General features: G+C 59.5%; 13 protein-coding genes. 5 read left to right on the top strand and 8 right to left on the bottom strand.

From position 1 onward, the window contains the following. Window positions 1-31 precede the first annotated feature (31 nt). Window positions 32-1,951, top strand: coding sequence for a PfkB family carbohydrate kinase (locus tag P9L99_11660; GenBank protein MDP8224008.1), 1,920 nt, complete (start codon window positions 32-34; stop codon window positions 1,949-1,951). A 9-nt stretch (window positions 1,952-1,960) separates the two neighbouring features. Beyond that, complete coding sequence (locus P9L99_11655) at window positions 1,961-3,061, top strand: hypothetical protein (protein MDP8224007.1); 1,101 nt, start codon at window positions 1,961-1,963, stop codon at window positions 3,059-3,061. A gap of 11 nt (window positions 3,062-3,072) precedes the next feature. Here the strand turns inward: P9L99_11655 and P9L99_11650 are convergent, their stop codons facing one another. Genes P9L99_11650 through thrS form a run of 3 tightly spaced genes read right to left on the bottom strand, consistent with a single transcriptional unit; the run spans window position 3,073 to window position 6,162 of the window. Next, window positions 3,073-3,780 (bottom strand): hypothetical protein, encoded by a 708-nt coding sequence (locus P9L99_11650; protein ID MDP8224006.1) that lies wholly within the window; start codon window positions 3,778-3,780, stop codon window positions 3,073-3,075. Window positions 3,781-3,796: 16 nt separating this feature from the next. Further along, window positions 3,797-4,366 carry a D-sedoheptulose 7-phosphate isomerase gene (locus tag P9L99_11645; protein MDP8224005.1) on the bottom strand — a complete coding sequence of 190 codons (570 nt, stop codon included), beginning with the start codon at window positions 4,364-4,366 and terminating at the stop codon, window positions 3,797-3,799. Between the two features lie 8 nt (window positions 4,367-4,374). After that, window positions 4,375-6,162, bottom strand: a complete 1,788-nt coding sequence (thrS, locus tag P9L99_11640; GenBank protein ID MDP8224004.1) for a threonine--tRNA ligase — start codon at window positions 6,160-6,162, stop codon at window positions 4,375-4,377. Window positions 6,163-6,338: 176 nt separating this feature from the next. On the opposite strand from thrS, the gene P9L99_11635 reads away from it, so the two are divergent. Continuing rightward, window positions 6,339-7,682, top strand: a complete 1,344-nt coding sequence (locus tag P9L99_11635; protein ID MDP8224003.1) for a DUF362 domain-containing protein — start codon at window positions 6,339-6,341, stop codon at window positions 7,680-7,682. Here P9L99_11635 and prfA read toward each other — a convergent pair. From prfA to rpmE, 4 genes are all read right to left on the bottom strand, one after another. Continuing rightward, on the bottom strand, window positions 7,660-8,733 hold the full coding sequence (gene prfA / locus P9L99_11630) for a peptide chain release factor 1 (protein MDP8224002.1): 1,074 nt from the start codon (window positions 8,731-8,733) through the stop codon (window positions 7,660-7,662). The two genes, P9L99_11635 and prfA, sit on opposite strands and share 23 nt — an antisense overlap. 127 nt (window positions 8,734-8,860) lie before the next feature. Continuing rightward, window positions 8,861-12,325, bottom strand: coding sequence for a S8 family serine peptidase (locus P9L99_11625; protein MDP8224001.1), 3,465 nt, complete (start codon window positions 12,323-12,325; stop codon window positions 8,861-8,863). 140 nt (window positions 12,326-12,465) lie between these two features. Further along, the gene (locus tag P9L99_11620; GenBank protein MDP8224000.1) at window positions 12,466-13,605 is read right to left on the bottom strand and encodes a DUF1385 domain-containing protein; all 1,140 of its coding nucleotides are present in this window, start codon (window positions 13,603-13,605) and stop codon (window positions 12,466-12,468) included. 94 nt (window positions 13,606-13,699) lie between these two features. Beyond that, entirely contained in the window at window positions 13,700-13,930 is a 231-nt protein-coding gene (gene rpmE / locus P9L99_11615) for a 50S ribosomal protein L31 (GenBank protein ID MDP8223999.1), read from the bottom strand. 236 nt (window positions 13,931-14,166) lie between these two features. Here rpmE and P9L99_11610 point away from each other — a divergent pair, with 236 nt between their 5' ends. Together P9L99_11610 and P9L99_11605 are read left to right on the top strand one after the other, a co-directional pair. Further along, on the top strand, window positions 14,167-14,613 hold the full coding sequence (locus tag P9L99_11610; GenBank protein ID MDP8223998.1) for a hypothetical protein: 447 nt from the start codon (window positions 14,167-14,169) through the stop codon (window positions 14,611-14,613). A gap of 53 nt (window positions 14,614-14,666) precedes the next feature. Then, complete coding sequence (locus tag P9L99_11605; GenBank protein MDP8223997.1) at window positions 14,667-16,964, top strand: AAA family ATPase; 2,298 nt, start codon at window positions 14,667-14,669, stop codon at window positions 16,962-16,964. A 188-nt stretch (window positions 16,965-17,152) separates the two neighbouring features. Here P9L99_11605 and P9L99_11600 read toward each other — a convergent pair. Beyond that, on the bottom strand, window positions 17,153-17,408 hold a 256-nt coding region (locus P9L99_11600; GenBank protein ID MDP8223996.1), incomplete at its 5' end, for a hypothetical protein.

The following is a 17,408-nucleotide window of genomic DNA, read 5'->3' as shown; positions in this document are numbered from 1 at the left end:
TGGTCGGCTTTTTTGTTTCTACGAGGTTGGTGTGACACGCATATTCGAGAACTTCACCACGACAGATTTGGATTCGTTGCTTGAACGCATTTCGGCATCCCACGTGGGCGTGTTGGGCGATTTCGCCCTCGACGTGTATGTGTTCGTCGACCGCGACGCAAACGAATTATCCTTGGAGACCGGCCTGCCGGTGCAACCGGTGTTGCGTTACGAGGTCGCGCTGGGAGGCGCGGGCAATGTGGCCAACAACCTGGCCGACCTGAAGTGCCGTCATGTCGAAGCCTTCGGCGTACTGGGCGACGATCCCTGGGGACGCGAAATACAACGCCTGTTGGCCTTAAAGAACGTACGGATCGACGATCTGCTCACCCAACAAGACGCGTGGGCGACCGTGGCGTATCTCAAGCCTTACGAGGGCGAAACCGAAAAGCGCCGGTTCGACTTCGGCTTTTTTAATCGGCTTAGCACCGAGACTGCCGACCGGCTTCTCGAGCGCGTGGCCGCGCGGCTACCGGAACTGGACGCGTTGATCGTCAACGAGCAAGTCGGCAACGGGATTCACTCGCCCTATCTACGCGGCAAGCTCCGTGAATTGCTCGAAGCGCATCGGGACAAAATCGTCATCGTCGACAGCCGCAATCACTCCGAGGCGTACCCGGCGGCCATCCTGAAAATCAATGACCACGAGGCGGCGCGACTGGCGGGCTACGAGTATCCGGTTGGGGCGCTCGTACTCAAGGAAAACGCGCTGGAGGCCGCGCGGTTGCTTCACCGGCGGATCGGTCGCCCGGTATTCATCACGCGGGGCGCACGCGGCTTGATCGTGGCCGACGAATCGGGCTTGCAGGAAATCCCCGGCATCCAGGTGTTGGGAAGGATCGACCCAGTCGGTGCCGGCGATGCCACGCTGGCGGGTATCGCATCGGCCCTGGCCGTCGGCGCCACCGCGGCGGAAGCCGCGGTATTCGGTAACATCGTCGCGGCAATCACCGTGCTCAAACTGCGGCAGACCGGCACCGCGACGCCCGCCGAGGTGTTGGCCGTCGGCGCGCAACCCGACTACGTGTATCGCCCGGAACTCGCCGAGGACCCGCGGGCGGCGCGCATTTTACCGGGTACGGAATTCGAGTTGATCGGCGAACGTCAACCACCGCCGACGTTCACTCATGCCATTTTCGATCACGACGGCACGATCTCCACGTTGCGCGAGGGGTGGGAAACCATCATGGAGCCGATGATGGCGCGCGCCATTTTGGGGCCGTCCTATCAAAGCGCCAACGATTCGCTATACCACCGTGTCGTCGACCGCGTGCGCGAGTACATCGACAAATCGACCGGCGTGCAAACCCTGGTGCAAATGCAGGGGCTGGTCGCCATGGTGCGCGAATTCGATCTCGTACCCGAAGACGAAGTGCTTGATGAACACGGCTACAAGGAAATTTTCAACGCAGAATTGCTACGACTGGTGCGGCAACGAGTCGCCAAACTGGAGCGCGGCGAGCTTGAAATAGCCGATTTCACTATGAAAAACGCCGTAGCGCTGCTGCACGCGTTACATCAAAAGGGCGTAAAACTCTACCTGGCCAGCGGCACCGACGCGGCCGACGTCAAGCGCGAAGCCGCGGCGCTGGGCTATGCCGAATTGTTCGAAGGGCGCATTCACGGGGCGGTGGGCGACGCCGCGAAGGAAGTGAAGCGGCTGGTGCTCGATCGAATTTTGCGTGAGATCGGGGACGCGGCGAGCCTGATCACCTTCGGCGACGGACCGCTGGAAATCCGCGAAACCCACAAGCGCGGCGGCTATACCGTCGGCGTGGCGAGCGACGAATTGCGACGCTTCAGCCTCAACGCCGCCAAGCGCAGCCGCCTCGTGCGGGCCGGGGTCGACTTGATTGTCCCGGACTTCTCGCAACTTGATGCGTTGTTGGCCTATCTTCAGGTGAGAACCTAGGAAACGACCATGAGCTTTCCGAAACTAGACCGCCGCAAGGTCGGCATGAAATCCCTGGCCGAGCGAATCAACCGCGTGCGTATCGCCGATGCCAAAGTGGAACCCGGCGACGCGTTCGCGGAGCTTGCCAACCCGGCGAAGAGAATCGTTGACCTGACGGCTCAGCGCATCCGGCAGGCGCGGCAAAACGACCGGCCCGTCGTGCTCACGTTCGGCGCCCACACGATCAAAAACGGGCTTGGTCCGGTGCTCCGCAGCTTGATCGAGCGCGACCTCGTCACGCACCTGGCCACCAACGGCGCGGGTGTGATTCACGATTGGGAACTGGCCTACCTGGGCGAAACCAGCGAACACGTCGCGGCGAACATGGCCCGCGGCGCTTTCGGCAATTGGGAAGAGACGGGCTTTTACCTGAACATGGCGATCAATGTCGGCGCTTACGAGGGGCTCGGTTACGGTGAGGCCGTCGGAAAATTCATTCACGACGGGCGACTCGATTTGCCATCGGCCGATGACTTGCTTGCCGTAGCGCGCGGCGAGGCGGAATCGAACCCGGATCGCGCCGCCGCCGCGTTGGATCTGCTCGGCGTGATGCAGCGACTGGACTTGAAGCCGGGCGCGATCGAAGCGGCGCATCCTTTCGCGAATACGAGCGCCCAAGCCGCGGCCTTTGCAGCGCACGTGCCTTTCACCGCGCACCCGATGTTCGGGCACGACATCATTTACAATCATCCGGCCAATTGCGGCAGTGCGATTGGGCGCAGCGCCGAACGCGATTTCCTTGCCTTTGCCCACACGATCAGCCGCATCGACGGCGGCGTGTATCTATCGATCGGCAGCGCGGTGATGAGCCCGATGATCTTCGAGAAAAGCTTTTCGATGGCGCAGAATCTCGCCTTGCAGGAGGGGCGGGCGATCACGGATCATTTCATCGCCGTCGTCGATCTGGCCCCCTCGCGTTGGGACTGGTCGCAAGGCGAGCCGCCGGAAGACCACCCCGATTATTACCTGCGTTTCAACAAGACCTTCTCGCGCGTGGGCGGGACGTTGCACTACGCCCAGGCGCACAACCGCGATTTTCTGTTGGCCCTGCTTGAGGCTCTAGGCTAGGGGGAGTCGACCTACGCGGAGCATTCGTCGGGCTCGTCGGTCATCCGCCAATCGACGGACTCGAAGAACAACACGCCGTTTTTCCTCAACACGCCGATGAGCTTCTTTTTGCCATGGAATGGTTGCTTGAATTGCAGAATCACTTTCCTGCCTTTGACTTCGAACCGCCCGGCGAATTTGCGGCGCTCGACCGTATCGCCCATTTCCAGCGCCCAAAACCGGAAGGTTCCGTTGGACTGAAAGTCGACGCCGGCGACCGGACCATAGGCACCGGGACTCGGGCCCCACCACTGCACGCCGACGAGAATCTCGCGCACGTCTTTGTCACGTTTCGGCGATAGGCCTCGCAAATTCTGAAAAAACAGCGTGTCGTGAATTGAACGCAGGTCGGGGTCGGTAAGCATTTTCGAGCGCTTTTCCGGAAGGTATTTCAGCGTGTCGGCCAGGTGCTGCGTGATCGTGCCGCGATAGGTGTCATGCTCGCATACCTCACGCTGCCGCCGCAGGAGTGCCAGCGTGCATGCCAGGTTGTAATGGGCCAGGCCGTAGGTCTCATCCGCGGCGACGGCCCGGCGAAACACGACCGCAGCGTCCCCGTACCGGCCTTGTTTGTATAACTGGAAGCCCTCGGTGTTTAGCGATTCGGCCTCGTGACGACCGGCCGAGGCGAGGACCGAGAACAGCAACAACAGGAGCGCCGCCGGCACCCATCGTTTCATGGCGTTCCTCCGCGGGTTATGCGCCGAATTGCTCGTCAATCAGTTCGCAAACGACGTGCAGAATCGTGGTGTGAATTTCCTGGATGAGCGCCGTGTGATCGCTGGGTACAACCAGCGCCAGGTCGCAAACCTCCGCCATGGCGCCGCCGTCGTGACCGGTCAGGCCGACGACGAACAAGCCACCGCTTTTGGCCGTGTCGATAGCGCGCAGTACATTGGGAGAATGGCCGCTGGTCGAGATCGCCCACGCCACGTCGCCGGGGCGGCCCAGCGCTTGCACTTGCCGCGAGAAGATTTCTTCGTACCCGAAGTCGTTGCCGATGCACGTGAGCACCGAGGTGTCGGTCGACAACGCCACCGCCGCAAGCGGTTTGCGCTCGCGTTTGAAGCGGCCGACCATTTCGCCGGCCAAATGCTGGGCGTCTGCCGCGCTGCCGCCGTTGCCGAATGCCAACAGTTTCCCGCCGCGTTCGACGGTGTCGAGAATCACGGCGGCCACCCGCCGTATATCGGCTTCGTGTTCGGTTAAGAAGCGGACCCGGAGGTCCGCTCCATCCTTCGCGTACTGCGGCACATCAAAGGGCATCGCCTGCCTCACAGACTATCCAGCGGATTGATCGGCTTACTGTTGCGGCGTTGCAGGATCTCGGCCGAAATCCAATCTTTGAACTCCGCAAAGGGCACGGTCTCTTGCTTCTCGACGCCGTAACGACGGTGCGTGATGGCTTCGTTCTCTTTTTCCCGGCCGCCGACGATCAGCACGTTGGGGATTTTCGCCGTGGCGGCATTGCGGATTTTCTTGTTCAGCGAGTCGGTGGAATCGTCGACCTCGACGCGCACGAACATCTCGTGCAACTGCGCGCGCAACGACTCGGCGTAGTCGTACAATTCGGGTGCGACGGGTACGATGCGCACTTGGATCGGCGCCAGCCACGTGGGGAACGCGCCGCCGTAATGTTCGATCAAGAAGCTGATGAAGCGCTCGTGTGTTCCCAGCGGCGCGCGGTGGATGATGTACGGCGTGCATTCCTTGCCGTCGCGATCGATGTACACCAAGTGAAAGCGCTGGCCGCTGGTGAAGTCGAGTTGGTTGGTCGACGCCGTCTCTTCGCGGCCGATGACGTTGCTGACCTGGAAGTCGATCTTGGGCCCGTAGAACGCGGCCTCCCCGGAGACTTCCTCGTACGGCAGTTCGATCTCGTTGAGCACGTGCCGCATGATCTTGATGGCGTGCTCCCACAGGTTGGCATTGTCGACGAACTTGTCTTTTTCGATGTCGTGAGTCGACAGCCGCGTCCAGTAGTTGTGCAGGCCGAACAGGTCGTAGTACTGCTTGTGCAGCAACATGACTTGGATGCACTCCTCGACCACGTGCTCCTCGTCGGTGTAAATGTGAGCGTCGTTCATCGTCATGCCGCGCACCCGCAGCAACCCCGCCAGTTCGCCGGATTTCTCAAAACGATACACGCTGCCGTATTCGGAGAGCCGCAGCGGCAGGTCGCGGTAGGATCGCGCCACCTGGCGGTAGATAAGGTGATGGTGCGGGCAGTTCATCGGCTTCATGTAGTAGTTTTCGTTGTCCATCTCCATCGGCGGATACATCGAATCCTTGTAATGCTCCAGGTGGCCGGAGATTTCATAGAGCCGGCCGCGCGAGATATGCGGCGTGTAGACGAACTTGTAGCCCTGCCGAAATTCAAACTCGTAGGCCAGCTTTTCCAGCTCGCGGCGCAGGACGCCGCCGTTGGGCAGCCACAGGGGCAGCCCTTTACCCACTTCTTCGGCGATATGGAAAATCTGCAGTTCGCGGCCGAGCTTACGGTGGTCGCGCTCCATGGCCAGCGCCCGCCGTTTTTTGAAGTTGTCCAAATCCTCCCGGCTGGCGAAGGCGAGTCCGTAGATGCGCGTCATCATGACGTTGTTTTCGTCGCCCCGCCAATAGGCGCCGGCGATGGTGTCGAGTTCGAAGGCGCCCTTCGGGATGCTCTTCGTGGTCTCCACATGGGGGCCTTCGCACATGTCGGTGAAATCACCGGAACGGTAAAAGCTAATGGTTTCCCCGGCCTCGATGTATTCCCTGGCGAGTTCCGCTTTGTAGATCTCGCCATCGTCCTCGAGCTTCTGCAAAGCCTCCTGGGCCGGTAATTCGAAGCGTTCAAAGGCCAAGTTGCGCTTGACGAAGTGCTTCATCTTCTTTTCGATCGCCTTCAAATCCTCGGCGCTGATCGGCTCCGGGAAGACGAAATCGTAATAGAAGCCGGTGTCGACGGGCGGGCCGATGCCCAGTTTCACGTCCGGAAACAATTCCGTGACCGCCGCGGCCAGCATGTGGGAGAGGCTGTGGCGAATGCGATAAAGTTCGTCGTTTTTCTGCTGCTGCATGGTTGTTATCCTCCATTCCCCCAAACCTCGGGGGTTGGCAAAAAATGCTCTACACGGCCGGTTCTGTCAACCGAAAGGCTGCAAAAAGACGTCGGATACGCCGCGTCGCGGTTGGCCCCGACCGAAGGAGAGCAGTATAATCACTTCGCCTCGCCAAGGGGAAGGGGGAATACAGCATGGACGACCGACGGTTTTCCGAGCGCGTGAGCGAACGACTGGCGCGAAAACGCAGCTATCGCGTGTTGTTGCGGCGTTGTGACCGCGCCGATCCGGACCGCGTGCGCGCGATTCTCGACGAATCGCTGGCTGAGCTCGGCTTGGCCCCTAAGGGTCGGCTGCTGATCAAGCCCAACGTCGTGACGGCAAACCGCCGCTACATTCACCACTCCTACACCGAGCCGGAACTGGTGCGGCAGGCGGTCTTATGGGCGAGGGCGGGCGGCGCGACACACGTCACGGTAGGCGAGTCGGGCGGCTACGGCATTCCTTCGCGTCTGTTTATGCGCGAGGCGGGTTACTTGAATCTCGCGCGCGACGGGGCAAAGGTCGTCGATTTCAACACCGAGGGGTACGCGGTCGAAGCCTTGCGGCGCGGCGTGCATCACCGGACGATGCAGGTTGCGGCCAGCCTGCACGACGCCGATTTCCTGCTGTGGATGCCCAAACTCAAGTACCACATCTGTTGCACGATCACCGCGGCGATCAAACTCAACGTCGGCATCCTGCGGCATCGCGAGCGCATGCTCTATCACGATGACCGCCTCGACGAGAAAATCGTCGACCTGTTGGAAGTCGGCTATCCCGACGCCGTGGTGCTCGACGCGATCGAGATCGGCACCGGTTACGAGTCCGCCCCATCCCCCATTCACTTTGGAGCGATCCTAGTCGCCGACGATCCCGTCGCGGCCGACGCGGTTGCCTGCCGCCTGCTGGGTTACGAGCCGGAGCAATGCCGGCACCTGATGTTGGCACACGAACGCGGCTACGGACCGGAGTCGTTCGACGACATTCGCGTGGAGGGAGACGTGTCGCTCGCCGAACTCCAGGCCGTGACCGCCGGGCACGAAAGTGAGTATCAGGACATTCACAAACTGCGGTCGCCGATCCGTTTTTACACCGGCAACGAGCCGACTCGCGACCGCTTCTGCCACGGCGGCTGCCTGGCCGCGGTCAAGGGTTGCCTGGGCACGATCGACAAACGGCGACCAGGTTCGGTGGCGCGGGCCCGCGAGGGGGCGATCGTCACGGGAGTTTACAACGGCGATGTGGACGCGGGGCGCGGCGTGGCGTTGTTGGTCGGTTCGTGCACGCGGGTTAACGGTAAGATCACGGCGGGCAAGGTGCGGCGGGTCGGGGGCTGTCCGATCGGCACGAAGCGTCTTTTCATGAAATTGCCGCGCTACTTTGACCTGCCCAATCCGATGTTCGATGTGCGCGATTCGTTTCTTTTCGTGCTGTTTGCGATCGACAAGTTCTTCCGAAAGGTGCTGGCGACGATTAGTCCGCGGACGTCTTCTTGAGAGCCTCGGCTTGGAAGTGGGCCGCCGTCGAGTCGATCACCTGATCCATATTCCCTTCCATGATGCGGTCGAGCGCATAGATGGTTAGGCCGATGCGGTGGTCGGTCAGGCGGTTTTGCGGGAAGTTGTAGGTGCGAATGCGCTCCGAGCGATCGCCGGTGCCGACTTGGCTGCGCCGTTCGGCCGACATCTTCGCTTCCTGCTCGGCGCGCCGCATGTCCAGCAACCGCGCTTTGAGGATCATCAGCGCACGGGCTTTGTTTTTGTGTTGGCTTTTTTCGTCCTGGCAGGTCACGACCAGCCCGGTGGGTTCGTGCGTGACGCGCACCGCGCTGTCGGTCGTGTTGACGGATTGCCCGCCGGGGCCCGATGAACGGTAGACGTCGAAGCGCAAGTCGCTTTCCGGGATACGCACGTCGACTTCATCGGGTTCGGGCAGGATCGCGACGGTCACGGCGCTGGTGTGCACGCGCCCCTGAGCCTCGGTTTCGGGTACGCGCTGGACGCGGTGTACGCCGGATTCGTACTTGAGCCGGCTGTAGACTTTGTCGCCGCTGATTTGGCAGATGATTTCCTTGAATCCGCCCAGGCCCGTGGCGTGGGACGAAAGGATTTCGACCTTCCAACGCCGCTGTTCCGCGTAGCGGCTGTACATGCGAAACAGGTCGCCGGCAAAGAGTGCGGCTTCCTCGCCGCCGGTGCCGGCCCGAATTTCCAGCAAGGTGTTTTTATCGTCGTAGGGATCCTTGGGGAGGAGCAGAAGCTTGAGCCGTTCGGTGAGGTCGTCGATTTTCTCATCGAGTTCCAGGAGCTCGTGTTTGGCCATTTCGCGGATTTCCGCGTCGTCTTCTTCCTCGAGCATTTCCTGCGCACCGTCTCGTTGCTCGACGAAGTTTTTGTATTTGCGGTAAACTTCGACGACTTCCTCGAGGTCGACGCGCTCCTTGTTGAATTTGGCAAACTTAGCCTGATCGCCGTAGATTTCGGGGTCGGCGAGCATGTTGGTCAACTCGACATAGCGAGCGTCCACGTCGGCGAGTTTGGCAAACACGACGGGATCCTCCGGTGCGTAATGTTCGCCGCTTGTACCTTGTTTTCCCTACCTAGGCAAGCGACGGCGCGAAAGGAAACGGGCGCGCCGCAGCACGCCCGGTCTTGATAGCGTCAAAGCCGACTAATCAGCAACCGCAGCAACTGTCGTCGCTGTCGTCGTCGTCGCCGCCCTGAATATCAGGCGCGGTATCGTCGTCGCCGCCGGTGTCGTCATCGCTGTCTGTGTCGTCGTCGGGCGGGGGGACGGTATCGTCGTCATCGTTATCGTCGTCGTCGTCGCCGGGCGTTGTGTCGTTATCGTCGTCGCCGGGAGTGGTGTCATCGTCGCCGGGCGTTGTGTCGTTATCGTCGTCGCCGGGAGTGGTGTCATCATCGTTGTCGTCGTTGTCGTCATTATCGTCGTTGTCATCGTTGTCGTCATTGTCGTCGTTGTCGTCGTTATCATCGTTGTCATCATTGTCATCGTTATCATCATCATCGTCGTCGTCACCGCTGCCGAATCCTGAAACACACACGTCGTCGAGGTGGAAATACCACGCGCAACCGTGACCGTCGTCGCTGTAACGCCATTTGAAGCGCACGGACTGGCCGGCGTACGTCGACAGATCGATGTTGTCGGTGAATAGGCCGGTATCGAAATTCCAATAGCGGACGACCTGCCAACCGCCACCGTTGACGGAAAGGTACAGCCAGGCGCGACCGCTATCCTGGTAGTCCTCGAAGCGGCCCTTGAAGGTGAGTTCGTAATCATCGTAGCCGTTCAAGGCGATCGCGTTGGAGATGAGTTCGGTATCCCAACCTAAGCCGTTACACACGGCGGCCGAATCGGCCGCGGCACTGTAACCTGAGCCACCGGCCTGATTGACTGCGCCAAGCACGTCCGAACGCGCCCACACGTTGCCGGTGCCGGCGTTGTCCACGACCGACCAACCACTGGGCGGCACCAGGTACTCGAAGCGTATATTCATGAGCTGGCAGTCATCATCGTCATCATCATCGTCGTCGTCGTCATCATCGTCGTCGTCATCGTCATCATCGTCGTCATCATCATCGTCGTCACCGGCGGACGGCCAGCCGAGAACCTGTACGTTATCGATCATCCAGTACCACGCGTAATTCGCGTTGTAGTAATGAAAGCGGACCTGCAACGTATTGAAGCTCTCGGCCGCGAGGTCCACTTCGGTGATCTCTTCCACGTCGTCGGCTTGCGCCAGTTTCGTCTCCCAGGCGCCGCCGTCGAGTCTTACGTCAACATCGGCATTGTCGCCTAGCGAGTTGTAGTACTGCGCGAAGCGGACGAAAATGCCGTCGTAGCCGGCTACGTTAACGACCTCGCTGATGAGTTCTTCATTCATCGTTGCATACCATCCGGCTCCGTCCGAGTCGGCGATGATGAAATTGCTTTGCATGAAGGGGCTGGACCAGTTTTGCGGGTTCTCGTCGGTCCAGGTGAAGCCGTCGTTGCTGCCGTCCACAATCGTCCAAGGATGATCCCACGCGGCGGCGCTTTCCCAGGTTTCCTGCCAGAGCAGCACGGGACCGACCGGGGTAGCGTTTCGTTCAACGCTGTTGCTTTCCTCGTTACCGAACGCGTCCTCGGCGCGAACGACGTAGAAGTATTCTGTCAGGTTGACGACCGCGTTGTCGGTATAACTCGTGCCGGCGGCGGTCGCCAGCGGCGCATTGAAGTTTTGGCCGCCGGAACTGGTGGCGCGGTAGATGTTGTAGGTGATCGGCGAGTCATCCGTCGCGGGGTTCCACGACAGATGCACTTCATTGTCGCCCGGAATCGCGTCCTGCAGACCGGCGAAGGTCGGCGCCGCGCAGTCGACAAAAGCGCTTTGAGTAACCGACACATTGTAATGACCCGCGCCGTCATCGGCGTCGATGTACTCGACCGTGATCGTGTCGGCGTGGGAGACCTGCAGTACGCCGTCACTCGACGGGCTACCGGGGGCTGTGTTGATGCTGCCTTCGTACATACCCTCGTCACCGGTGCCGATGAGTGTCACGGTTTCGCGACCCGGTTCGGTATCGCTCCAGATCTGGACCGTGATGGAGTAACTCGATAAATCGGCGTCGGCCACTTGGATTTCGATCGTGTCGCTGCAATTGAACCCGTCGTCCATCGTGACGCGGCCCTCGGACGAGACGAAGTAATCCAGCAACCAATAATAGGCCTCGACCACGTCGATACGCCCCATGCCAAAGGTGTTGTCGTCGCCGGCCGTGCCCAAGTCTACCGCCGTGAAATACAGCGACATCTTGATTTCATCGGGCGTGGCGTCGGGGAACGCCTGCCGCAGCAGCAACACGGCGCCGGCGACGTGCGGCGTGGCCATCGAGGTGCCGCTCATCGTTCCGTAGGAGTTGCCCGGTTGGGCGCTGCGCACGTCGACGCCGACCGCCGAAACTTCCGGCTTGATCGTTGAGTCGTCGCAGTGAGACGGGCCGCGGCTGGAGAAGTCGGCAATTGTCGTGCCGTTTTGCTCGAGCGCGCCGATTGAGAAAACGTTGTAATCGCTGGCGATGCGGCTGGCCGGCGAGCGCAACGAGTTGGCTGAGGGCCCTTCGTTGCCCGCGGCGAACACGACCACCACGCCCGCCGCTTCGGCCGCGTCGATTGAAGCGTCGAAGGTGTCGACGCATTCGCCGTACCAACTCGGATGCAGCCCCCAGGAGTTGTTCACGACATCGGGAACGTCCTCCACCGTGCCGGGGTTGCCGTCGGGGTCGGCCATCCATTGGAAAGCGGCGACCGCGTCGGAGAAAATGTCGCCACCGGTGTCGATGGTTTTAGCGCCGATCCACTTGGCGCCCGGCGCCATGCCGATTTGGTTGCCCGCACCGTCGTCGCCGACCATGGTTCCCAATGTGTGGGTCCCGTGGGTGTTGTAGCCCGATTCGGTCGGGAAGGTTTCGTTGTACAGGGGGTCAAACCACGCGTGGCCGGGGGCGACGCCCGGATCGAGACCGCGCCAGCGATCGGCGAAGGCCGGATGGCTGCCGTCAGCGCCGGTGTCCTGATCGCACGCCAGCGCGTCGGTTCCGTCGATGCCCATCGCCCACAATTCGGGCGCCCGCGAGACGAGGATGCCGTTTTCGACGGCCTTGCTCTTATTTGAGGTCATCTTTACCGGCTCGACCGGTTCGATCAATTCGATTCCAACGTTCTTGAAAATCTCCCCGATTTCCGGCTGGTGGGCCAGCATCGTGATAAAGCCCGGCGTGGCTTCGATGGCGAAGCCGTTGACGATCCAGAACATTTGATAGCTTTTTACTTCGCCGAACAGCTTGGCTTTTTCCAGCATGGAGACAATGGGTTCCTGGGTCGCGGCGGCTTTTTCCTGCAGCGCGGTGACGACATCGTAATGACGCCGAGCCCGGGTGTGGTGAGACACGTCTGCTTCGCTCTTCAGCGCGCGCAAATCCACCTGCTGGGTTAATAAAATAAAAGCCTTGACGGTCTGCGCCGGGGGCGTTTCGTCCATGTCCGACTGCAATTGCGGGTCGATCCATGAGGCAAGCGCGGGTGCCGCCACGGCGACCCAAACCGCCATAACCAAAAGCGAAAACAAGAAGCGTTTCATGGGAGGAATCCTGTTCATAAATGGTTCATTTACTTGGCGTTCCGCCAGGGGCGGACGTGCCTCGGCGCGAAATAGTGTGCCACAAACGACAGGGAACGCAAAACGGAAAAGGCAAAAAACAGAAGTTTTAGAATTTACGGCTACTGGATTTCGATGGATCCGCCCTCGAAGAAGTGTTCCGGGCAACCCAAGTCTTCCACCGCCGCCTGGAAATTCGGGTAGACGACTTCGCTGCTTTCGGCGGTTTCCTCACCGTCTTGCACTCTTTTTTCACGCCAGAGACATTTTTTCAGGCTGAGGATGGAGATTTCGAGCATGTCGTCGGTCGGCTTTTTTGTCGTGATTTTCTGAGTCATCAAACCCGGCCAGGTCGCCAGGCGCAGCAAAGGATTGCTCCGATATTTACCGGCGAGACGAATGATTTCGTAGGAGACGCCGGCAATCGGAAACAGCAGCGGCAGTTTGACGGCGATATAAACCAGGTGCCGCAATATTTTCGGCATGGTTTCCAGTTTCGGCATGAAGGGGAACATCATCGAAAACAGCAAAATGCTCGAGAGCAGGACGATAATGATGAAACTTGTTCCGCAGCGCGGGTGCAGCGTGCTGTAGGGCCGGACGTTTTCCACCGTCAGTGTTTTGCCCTGGTCGAAGGCGGAAATCGCCATGTGTTCGGCACCGTGATACATGAAGGTTCGCTTGATATCGGGCATGAAGCTGATGGCCCACACGTAAAGGAAAAACACGGAAATTTTGATCACGCCGTCCACCAAATGGAACGAGACCATGTCCACGGTCAATTCCTTGCCGAACAGCGCGCCGACGTAAGCGGTGGCCAAGTGCGGCAAGACCATGAACAACGCCATCGCCGCCGTGATGGAAAACGCGATCGTCAAGCCGATCGACAAGCTTGAGAGTCCCTGATCTTTGTCCTTCTTGGGCGATTCTTCCGGACTGGATTCGGATTCCCCGCCGGCGTCTTCGGCTTGGGTCGTATCGTCTTTTTCTTCAACTTCCTCTTCGGCGAAGATCTTGGCCGAAAAGGTGAGGGCGCCGATGCCGTTCCACATGGCTTCGACCAGAACGATCGCGCCTCTTAAGAACGGTTTACGCAGGAATTTCAGGCGATTCCAGATGCTGATCCACTGTTCTTCTTTCAGTACGATTTGCCCGTCCGGTCGCCGGCATACCACGGCCATGCTGTTGGGCGAGCGCATCATCACGCCTTCCAATAAGGCTTGGCCACCAACCGCCAAGGGTCCCGATTGTTTATCCGGCATTAAGAAGCTCCCGGTGTTTCATCCGTGTCGGGCGCAGGCGCAAGAAGGCCCGCGCGCTGCATAACATAAGCACGCGGGCCGCAATTGTCCGCTATTAGCTGTTGCCTTTTTTCCCTTTGCCGTACGTTCCCTTGTATTTCTGCATGAAACGTTCGACACGACCGGCCGTATCCACGAGCTTTTCGCGACCGGTAAAGAAGGGGTGGCACTTGTTGCAAATATCGATCGACACTTCTTTGCCCATCGTCGAGCGCGACGTGAACTCGTTGCCGCAGGCACACTTGAAGTGCGTCTCTTCGTATTTCGGGTGGATTTTATCTCTCATGTCCATTCTCCTTTGTTCGACGCCGGCGTTGTACGGCGCTGCATAAGACGGCCTAAATACCGGAAACCAATAATAATTGCAACCCCGAAATGCAAACGTTCGACGGCCGGCCGCGGCGTTCACGGCGCAATCAAGCACCAGTTGCAATTGACAAGACCGGGAGCAATTGATAGCGTTCCACGGCTCACGTGACGGGCAGTTCGAATCACCTAAACCGTAATCCGGAGGGAGGCATTATGGGGGAAACTAAAGAACTCGCGAATCTGCGTTCGAAGACAGAGCGTTTTATGCGCGAGGTAACCAAAACATACAGCGTAGTTGATGATCGATATCGCATTCAGCATGAGTCTACGGCGTTGTTTATTGAACCCGTCGATTTGGGCGAAGAGCGGACGATTCTGCGCATGCGCGCCGTCGTACTCGCGGGCGTCCCGCGTCGTGGTAACGATTCGATGTTCGAAGAATTTTCGGTACTCAACAATCGGTACATCTTCGGCAAATTGTATTGGGTGCCCACCGAGGACGACGGCAGCGAAGGCATCATTTTCCTAGAACACAACTTCTTGGGCGAAATGCTCGACTTCGAAGAATTCGTCGCCGGTGTCGTGACGTTGAGCTCAACGTCTGACGAACTCGATGACAAGTTGCAGTCAAAATACGGCGGGCGGCGCTGGGTCGACTAAATTCGACGGCGTTTCCAAGGCACCAATAACTCAATCATGCAGGGAGTATGAGCGTGGCCGGTCACGTACCACTTAAAGAGTTCTCCGCAGCGGAGGATTTGGCCGAATTCCGCGCCGTTTTTGAAAAAGCCGCGTCGATATGCAAGCGCATGGGGCACAACCTGGTAAGCGCCGGGCACATCATGGCCGCCCTTCTCGAGGAACATGGCGAGCACTTGGTTGTTGATGCAACACGCGAACAACTCAACGATGCGCAAAAACGGTTGTTGGCCTCTTTGGAAAAGCAGGAATTGCAGATCGATGAGGTAAGCGTTCACGTCGATGAGCGCGTCGTGGCTTTCCTCGCCGAAGCCGTTTCGAAAAAAATCGAAGCCGAGCAGATTGCGCGGGCCTTCTTCGCCCATTTCGCCGGCGATTATGAACACGAAATTCGCGATTTGAAGGTGTCGGACGCTCCACCGCCGCAAACCGAAGGACCGGGTACAGCCGAAACCAAGGTGCAGCCCCAGCCGACCGAAGAATCCAAGCCCGAGCGCTCGGACGACGGTAAAGAAAAGGTTGTAGAAAAGGCCAAGGAGGCTAAGAAGAAGGCCAAGGAAAATGTAGCGAAACCTCCCTACACGACGATCTGGGACGAAGCCTTTGTCGGCGAGAAAGACATCATTCCCATCGGCCGCGAGCATCTTCGTCAGCGCCTCACTTGGGCGGTGATCCAGCAGAACGACCCGGTCGTCATGGCAATCGGCCAGCCGGGCATCGGCCGCAGCAGCCTGATTGAAGGATGGGCGCGGCTGGCGATCAGCGGGAAAATCCCGGTGCTTTCCGATTACACGTTCATCGCTCTGGATACGCTGAAAGTGCTTTCCGAAATCAACAAGCGCGTGCTGGGTCCGGCCGATTTGGTTAGCACGATCCATCGTGTCGCCGAACAGGAAAACGTGATTTTCATCGTCGATGACTTCGATTTGTTGGTCGGTTTGTGGGCGCAACCGATGACCATCGACCCTGTTTCATGCTTCAAGCCCTACCTGCAAAGCGGCAAAATGCGCGCCGTATTCACCATCACGCCGCAGAGCTACGAGCAATATTTCAAAAGCGACCCCGTTTTCGGTCGCCGCCTCTTGCCGCTGTATTTGGACGAGTTTTCCGAACACGACCTCGGCGCGGTCATCGCCGATTCGGTGGTGCGCCTGGAAGATTACCACGGCGTCACCGTGCCGCAGGATTCCATCGACTGCGCTCTGAAAATCAGCGGCGATTCACCTCGCAAGGAAAGGCCGCCCAAGGCCGTCTTGCGGTTGCTTGACTCGGCCTGTGCGCAAACGCGAACCGCGGGCGCGACGGAAGTAGACGCGAAATCGGTGCACAGCGCCGCGCAAATCTTCGCCGACATGGCCCACACGCAAGACATCACGCGCCTTAAGGAACTCGAGGCGATTTTGTCGCAATGGGTGCTCGGCCAGGAAGAAGCGGTGAGCGCCGTCGCCCAGCGCGTCCGTTTGACCAAGCAGCAACTCGACCTCAAGCCGAATCGCCCCGACGGCGTGTTCATGTTCCTCGGGCCCTCGGGGGTCGGAAAAACCGAGCTGGCCAAAGCGCTATGCCAGGCCTTGCACGGCGATTTTCAACACTTGGTGCGCCTGGATATGTCCGAGTACATGTCGCAGCACGAATACGCCAAGATTATCGGCGCCCCGCCGGGATACATTGGCTACGGCACCGAAGGGCATTTGACCGGCCCGGTGTCGAGATTGGGACACGCGGTCGTGCTGCTGGACGAAATCGAAAAAGCGCATCCGGATATTCTGAAACTCCTGTTGCAGTTGTTCGACGAAGGTGTGCTGACCGACGGGAAGGGCGAACGAGTCGACTTCAGCAATTGCGTGGTCATCATGACCTCGAACGTCGGCCGCGAACTCTGGGGCGAGGGCAAGCGTTCGGTCGGCTTCACCCGTTCGGTCAAACCCAGCGAACCCGATGCCCACGGCGTGCTGGAGTATTTACTCAAAATACTGCCCAGCGAATTCGTCAACCGCATCGACGTCCTGGTGCCCTTCAAGGCGCTGCCGATGAACGCCCTGTATGCGATCGTCCGCAAAATGCTCAATGAAGAAGTCGTACGTTGGGAACAGCGCGGCAAACTCCTGAGCTTTGAAGACGACGTAGTCACCGCGCTTGCCGAAAGCGGCTACGATCCGCGGCTGGGCGCGCGGCACGTGGCGCGCAACATCGAGCGCGCCGTCAACCAGCCGATTTCCGCGCGGGCATGCACCGAGGATTGGCCCGACATTCAATGCATGACGATCCGCGTTGTCGACGGCGAAGCCATCGTCGAATTCAATCACGAGTAGCGATCAGCAATTCCGCTTTTCACGGGACGCCCGCCGGGGCGTCCTTTTCTAATTAATCCGCACGCGCCGCCGAACGGTCGAATGCCCCACAAAAAAAGGCCGCTTGCGAGACGCCTAATCGTTAATTGGAAGACTTCGGCAATCCACACGAACTAGGCAGGTGGCGACGACAAATCAATAAAAAAAGATTAACCGTTCAACCCGAAACGCTTCTGGATTTGGCGGATCTCCCCGGCCTCCGGCAGGCGCAGGCGCACGGCGTCGGCATACGCCGCTTCCAGCAACGCGGCGGCTTCGGCCGCGTCTCCCTGAAGGTTGCGCCGCAACAAACCCATCGCTATGTATGCTTTGCATACCAACGCTTCGCGCACGTCGCCGAGTATTTCGTAGACGGGCAACTGTTCTTCTTGGCGGATGCGCAAGGCCTCGTCGAGTTCGCCGCGG

The sequence above is a fragment of the Candidatus Lernaella stagnicola genome, from assembly GCA_030765525.1.
GTDB lineage: Bacteria > Lernaellota > Lernaellaia > Lernaellales > Lernaellaceae > Lernaella > Lernaella stagnicola.
Note: the sequence above shows the minus strand (reverse complement) of the source record. Positions and strands in the feature narration are given on the sequence as shown.

Bases quoted from the DNA above. Each gene is read 5' to 3' on its own strand.
- P9L99_11625 (MDP8224001.1), bottom strand. From the start codon at position 12,325: ATGAAACGCTTCTTGTTTTCGCTTTTGGTTATGGCGGTTTGGGTCGCC.
- P9L99_11645 (MDP8224005.1), bottom strand. From the start codon at position 4,366: ATGCCCTTTGATGTGCCGCAGTACGCGAAGGATGGAGCGGACCTCCGG.
- P9L99_11620 (MDP8224000.1), bottom strand. From the start codon at position 13,605: ATGCCGGATAAACAATCGGGACCCTTGGCGGTTGGTGGCCAAGCCTTA.
- rpmE (MDP8223999.1), bottom strand. From the start codon at position 13,930: ATGAGAGATAAAATCCACCCGAAATACGAAGAGACGCACTTCAAGTGT.
- P9L99_11610 (MDP8223998.1), top strand. From the start codon at position 14,167: ATGGGGGAAACTAAAGAACTCGCGAATCTGCGTTCGAAGACAGAGCGT.
- thrS (MDP8224004.1), bottom strand. From the start codon at position 6,162: ATGCAGCAGCAGAAAAACGACGAACTTTATCGCATTCGCCACAGCCTC.
- P9L99_11635 (MDP8224003.1), top strand. From the start codon at position 6,339: ATGGACGACCGACGGTTTTCCGAGCGCGTGAGCGAACGACTGGCGCGA.
- P9L99_11655 (MDP8224007.1), top strand. From the start codon at position 1,961: ATGAGCTTTCCGAAACTAGACCGCCGCAAGGTCGGCATGAAATCCCTG.
- P9L99_11650 (MDP8224006.1), bottom strand. From the start codon at position 3,780: ATGAAACGATGGGTGCCGGCGGCGCTCCTGTTGTTGCTGTTCTCGGTC.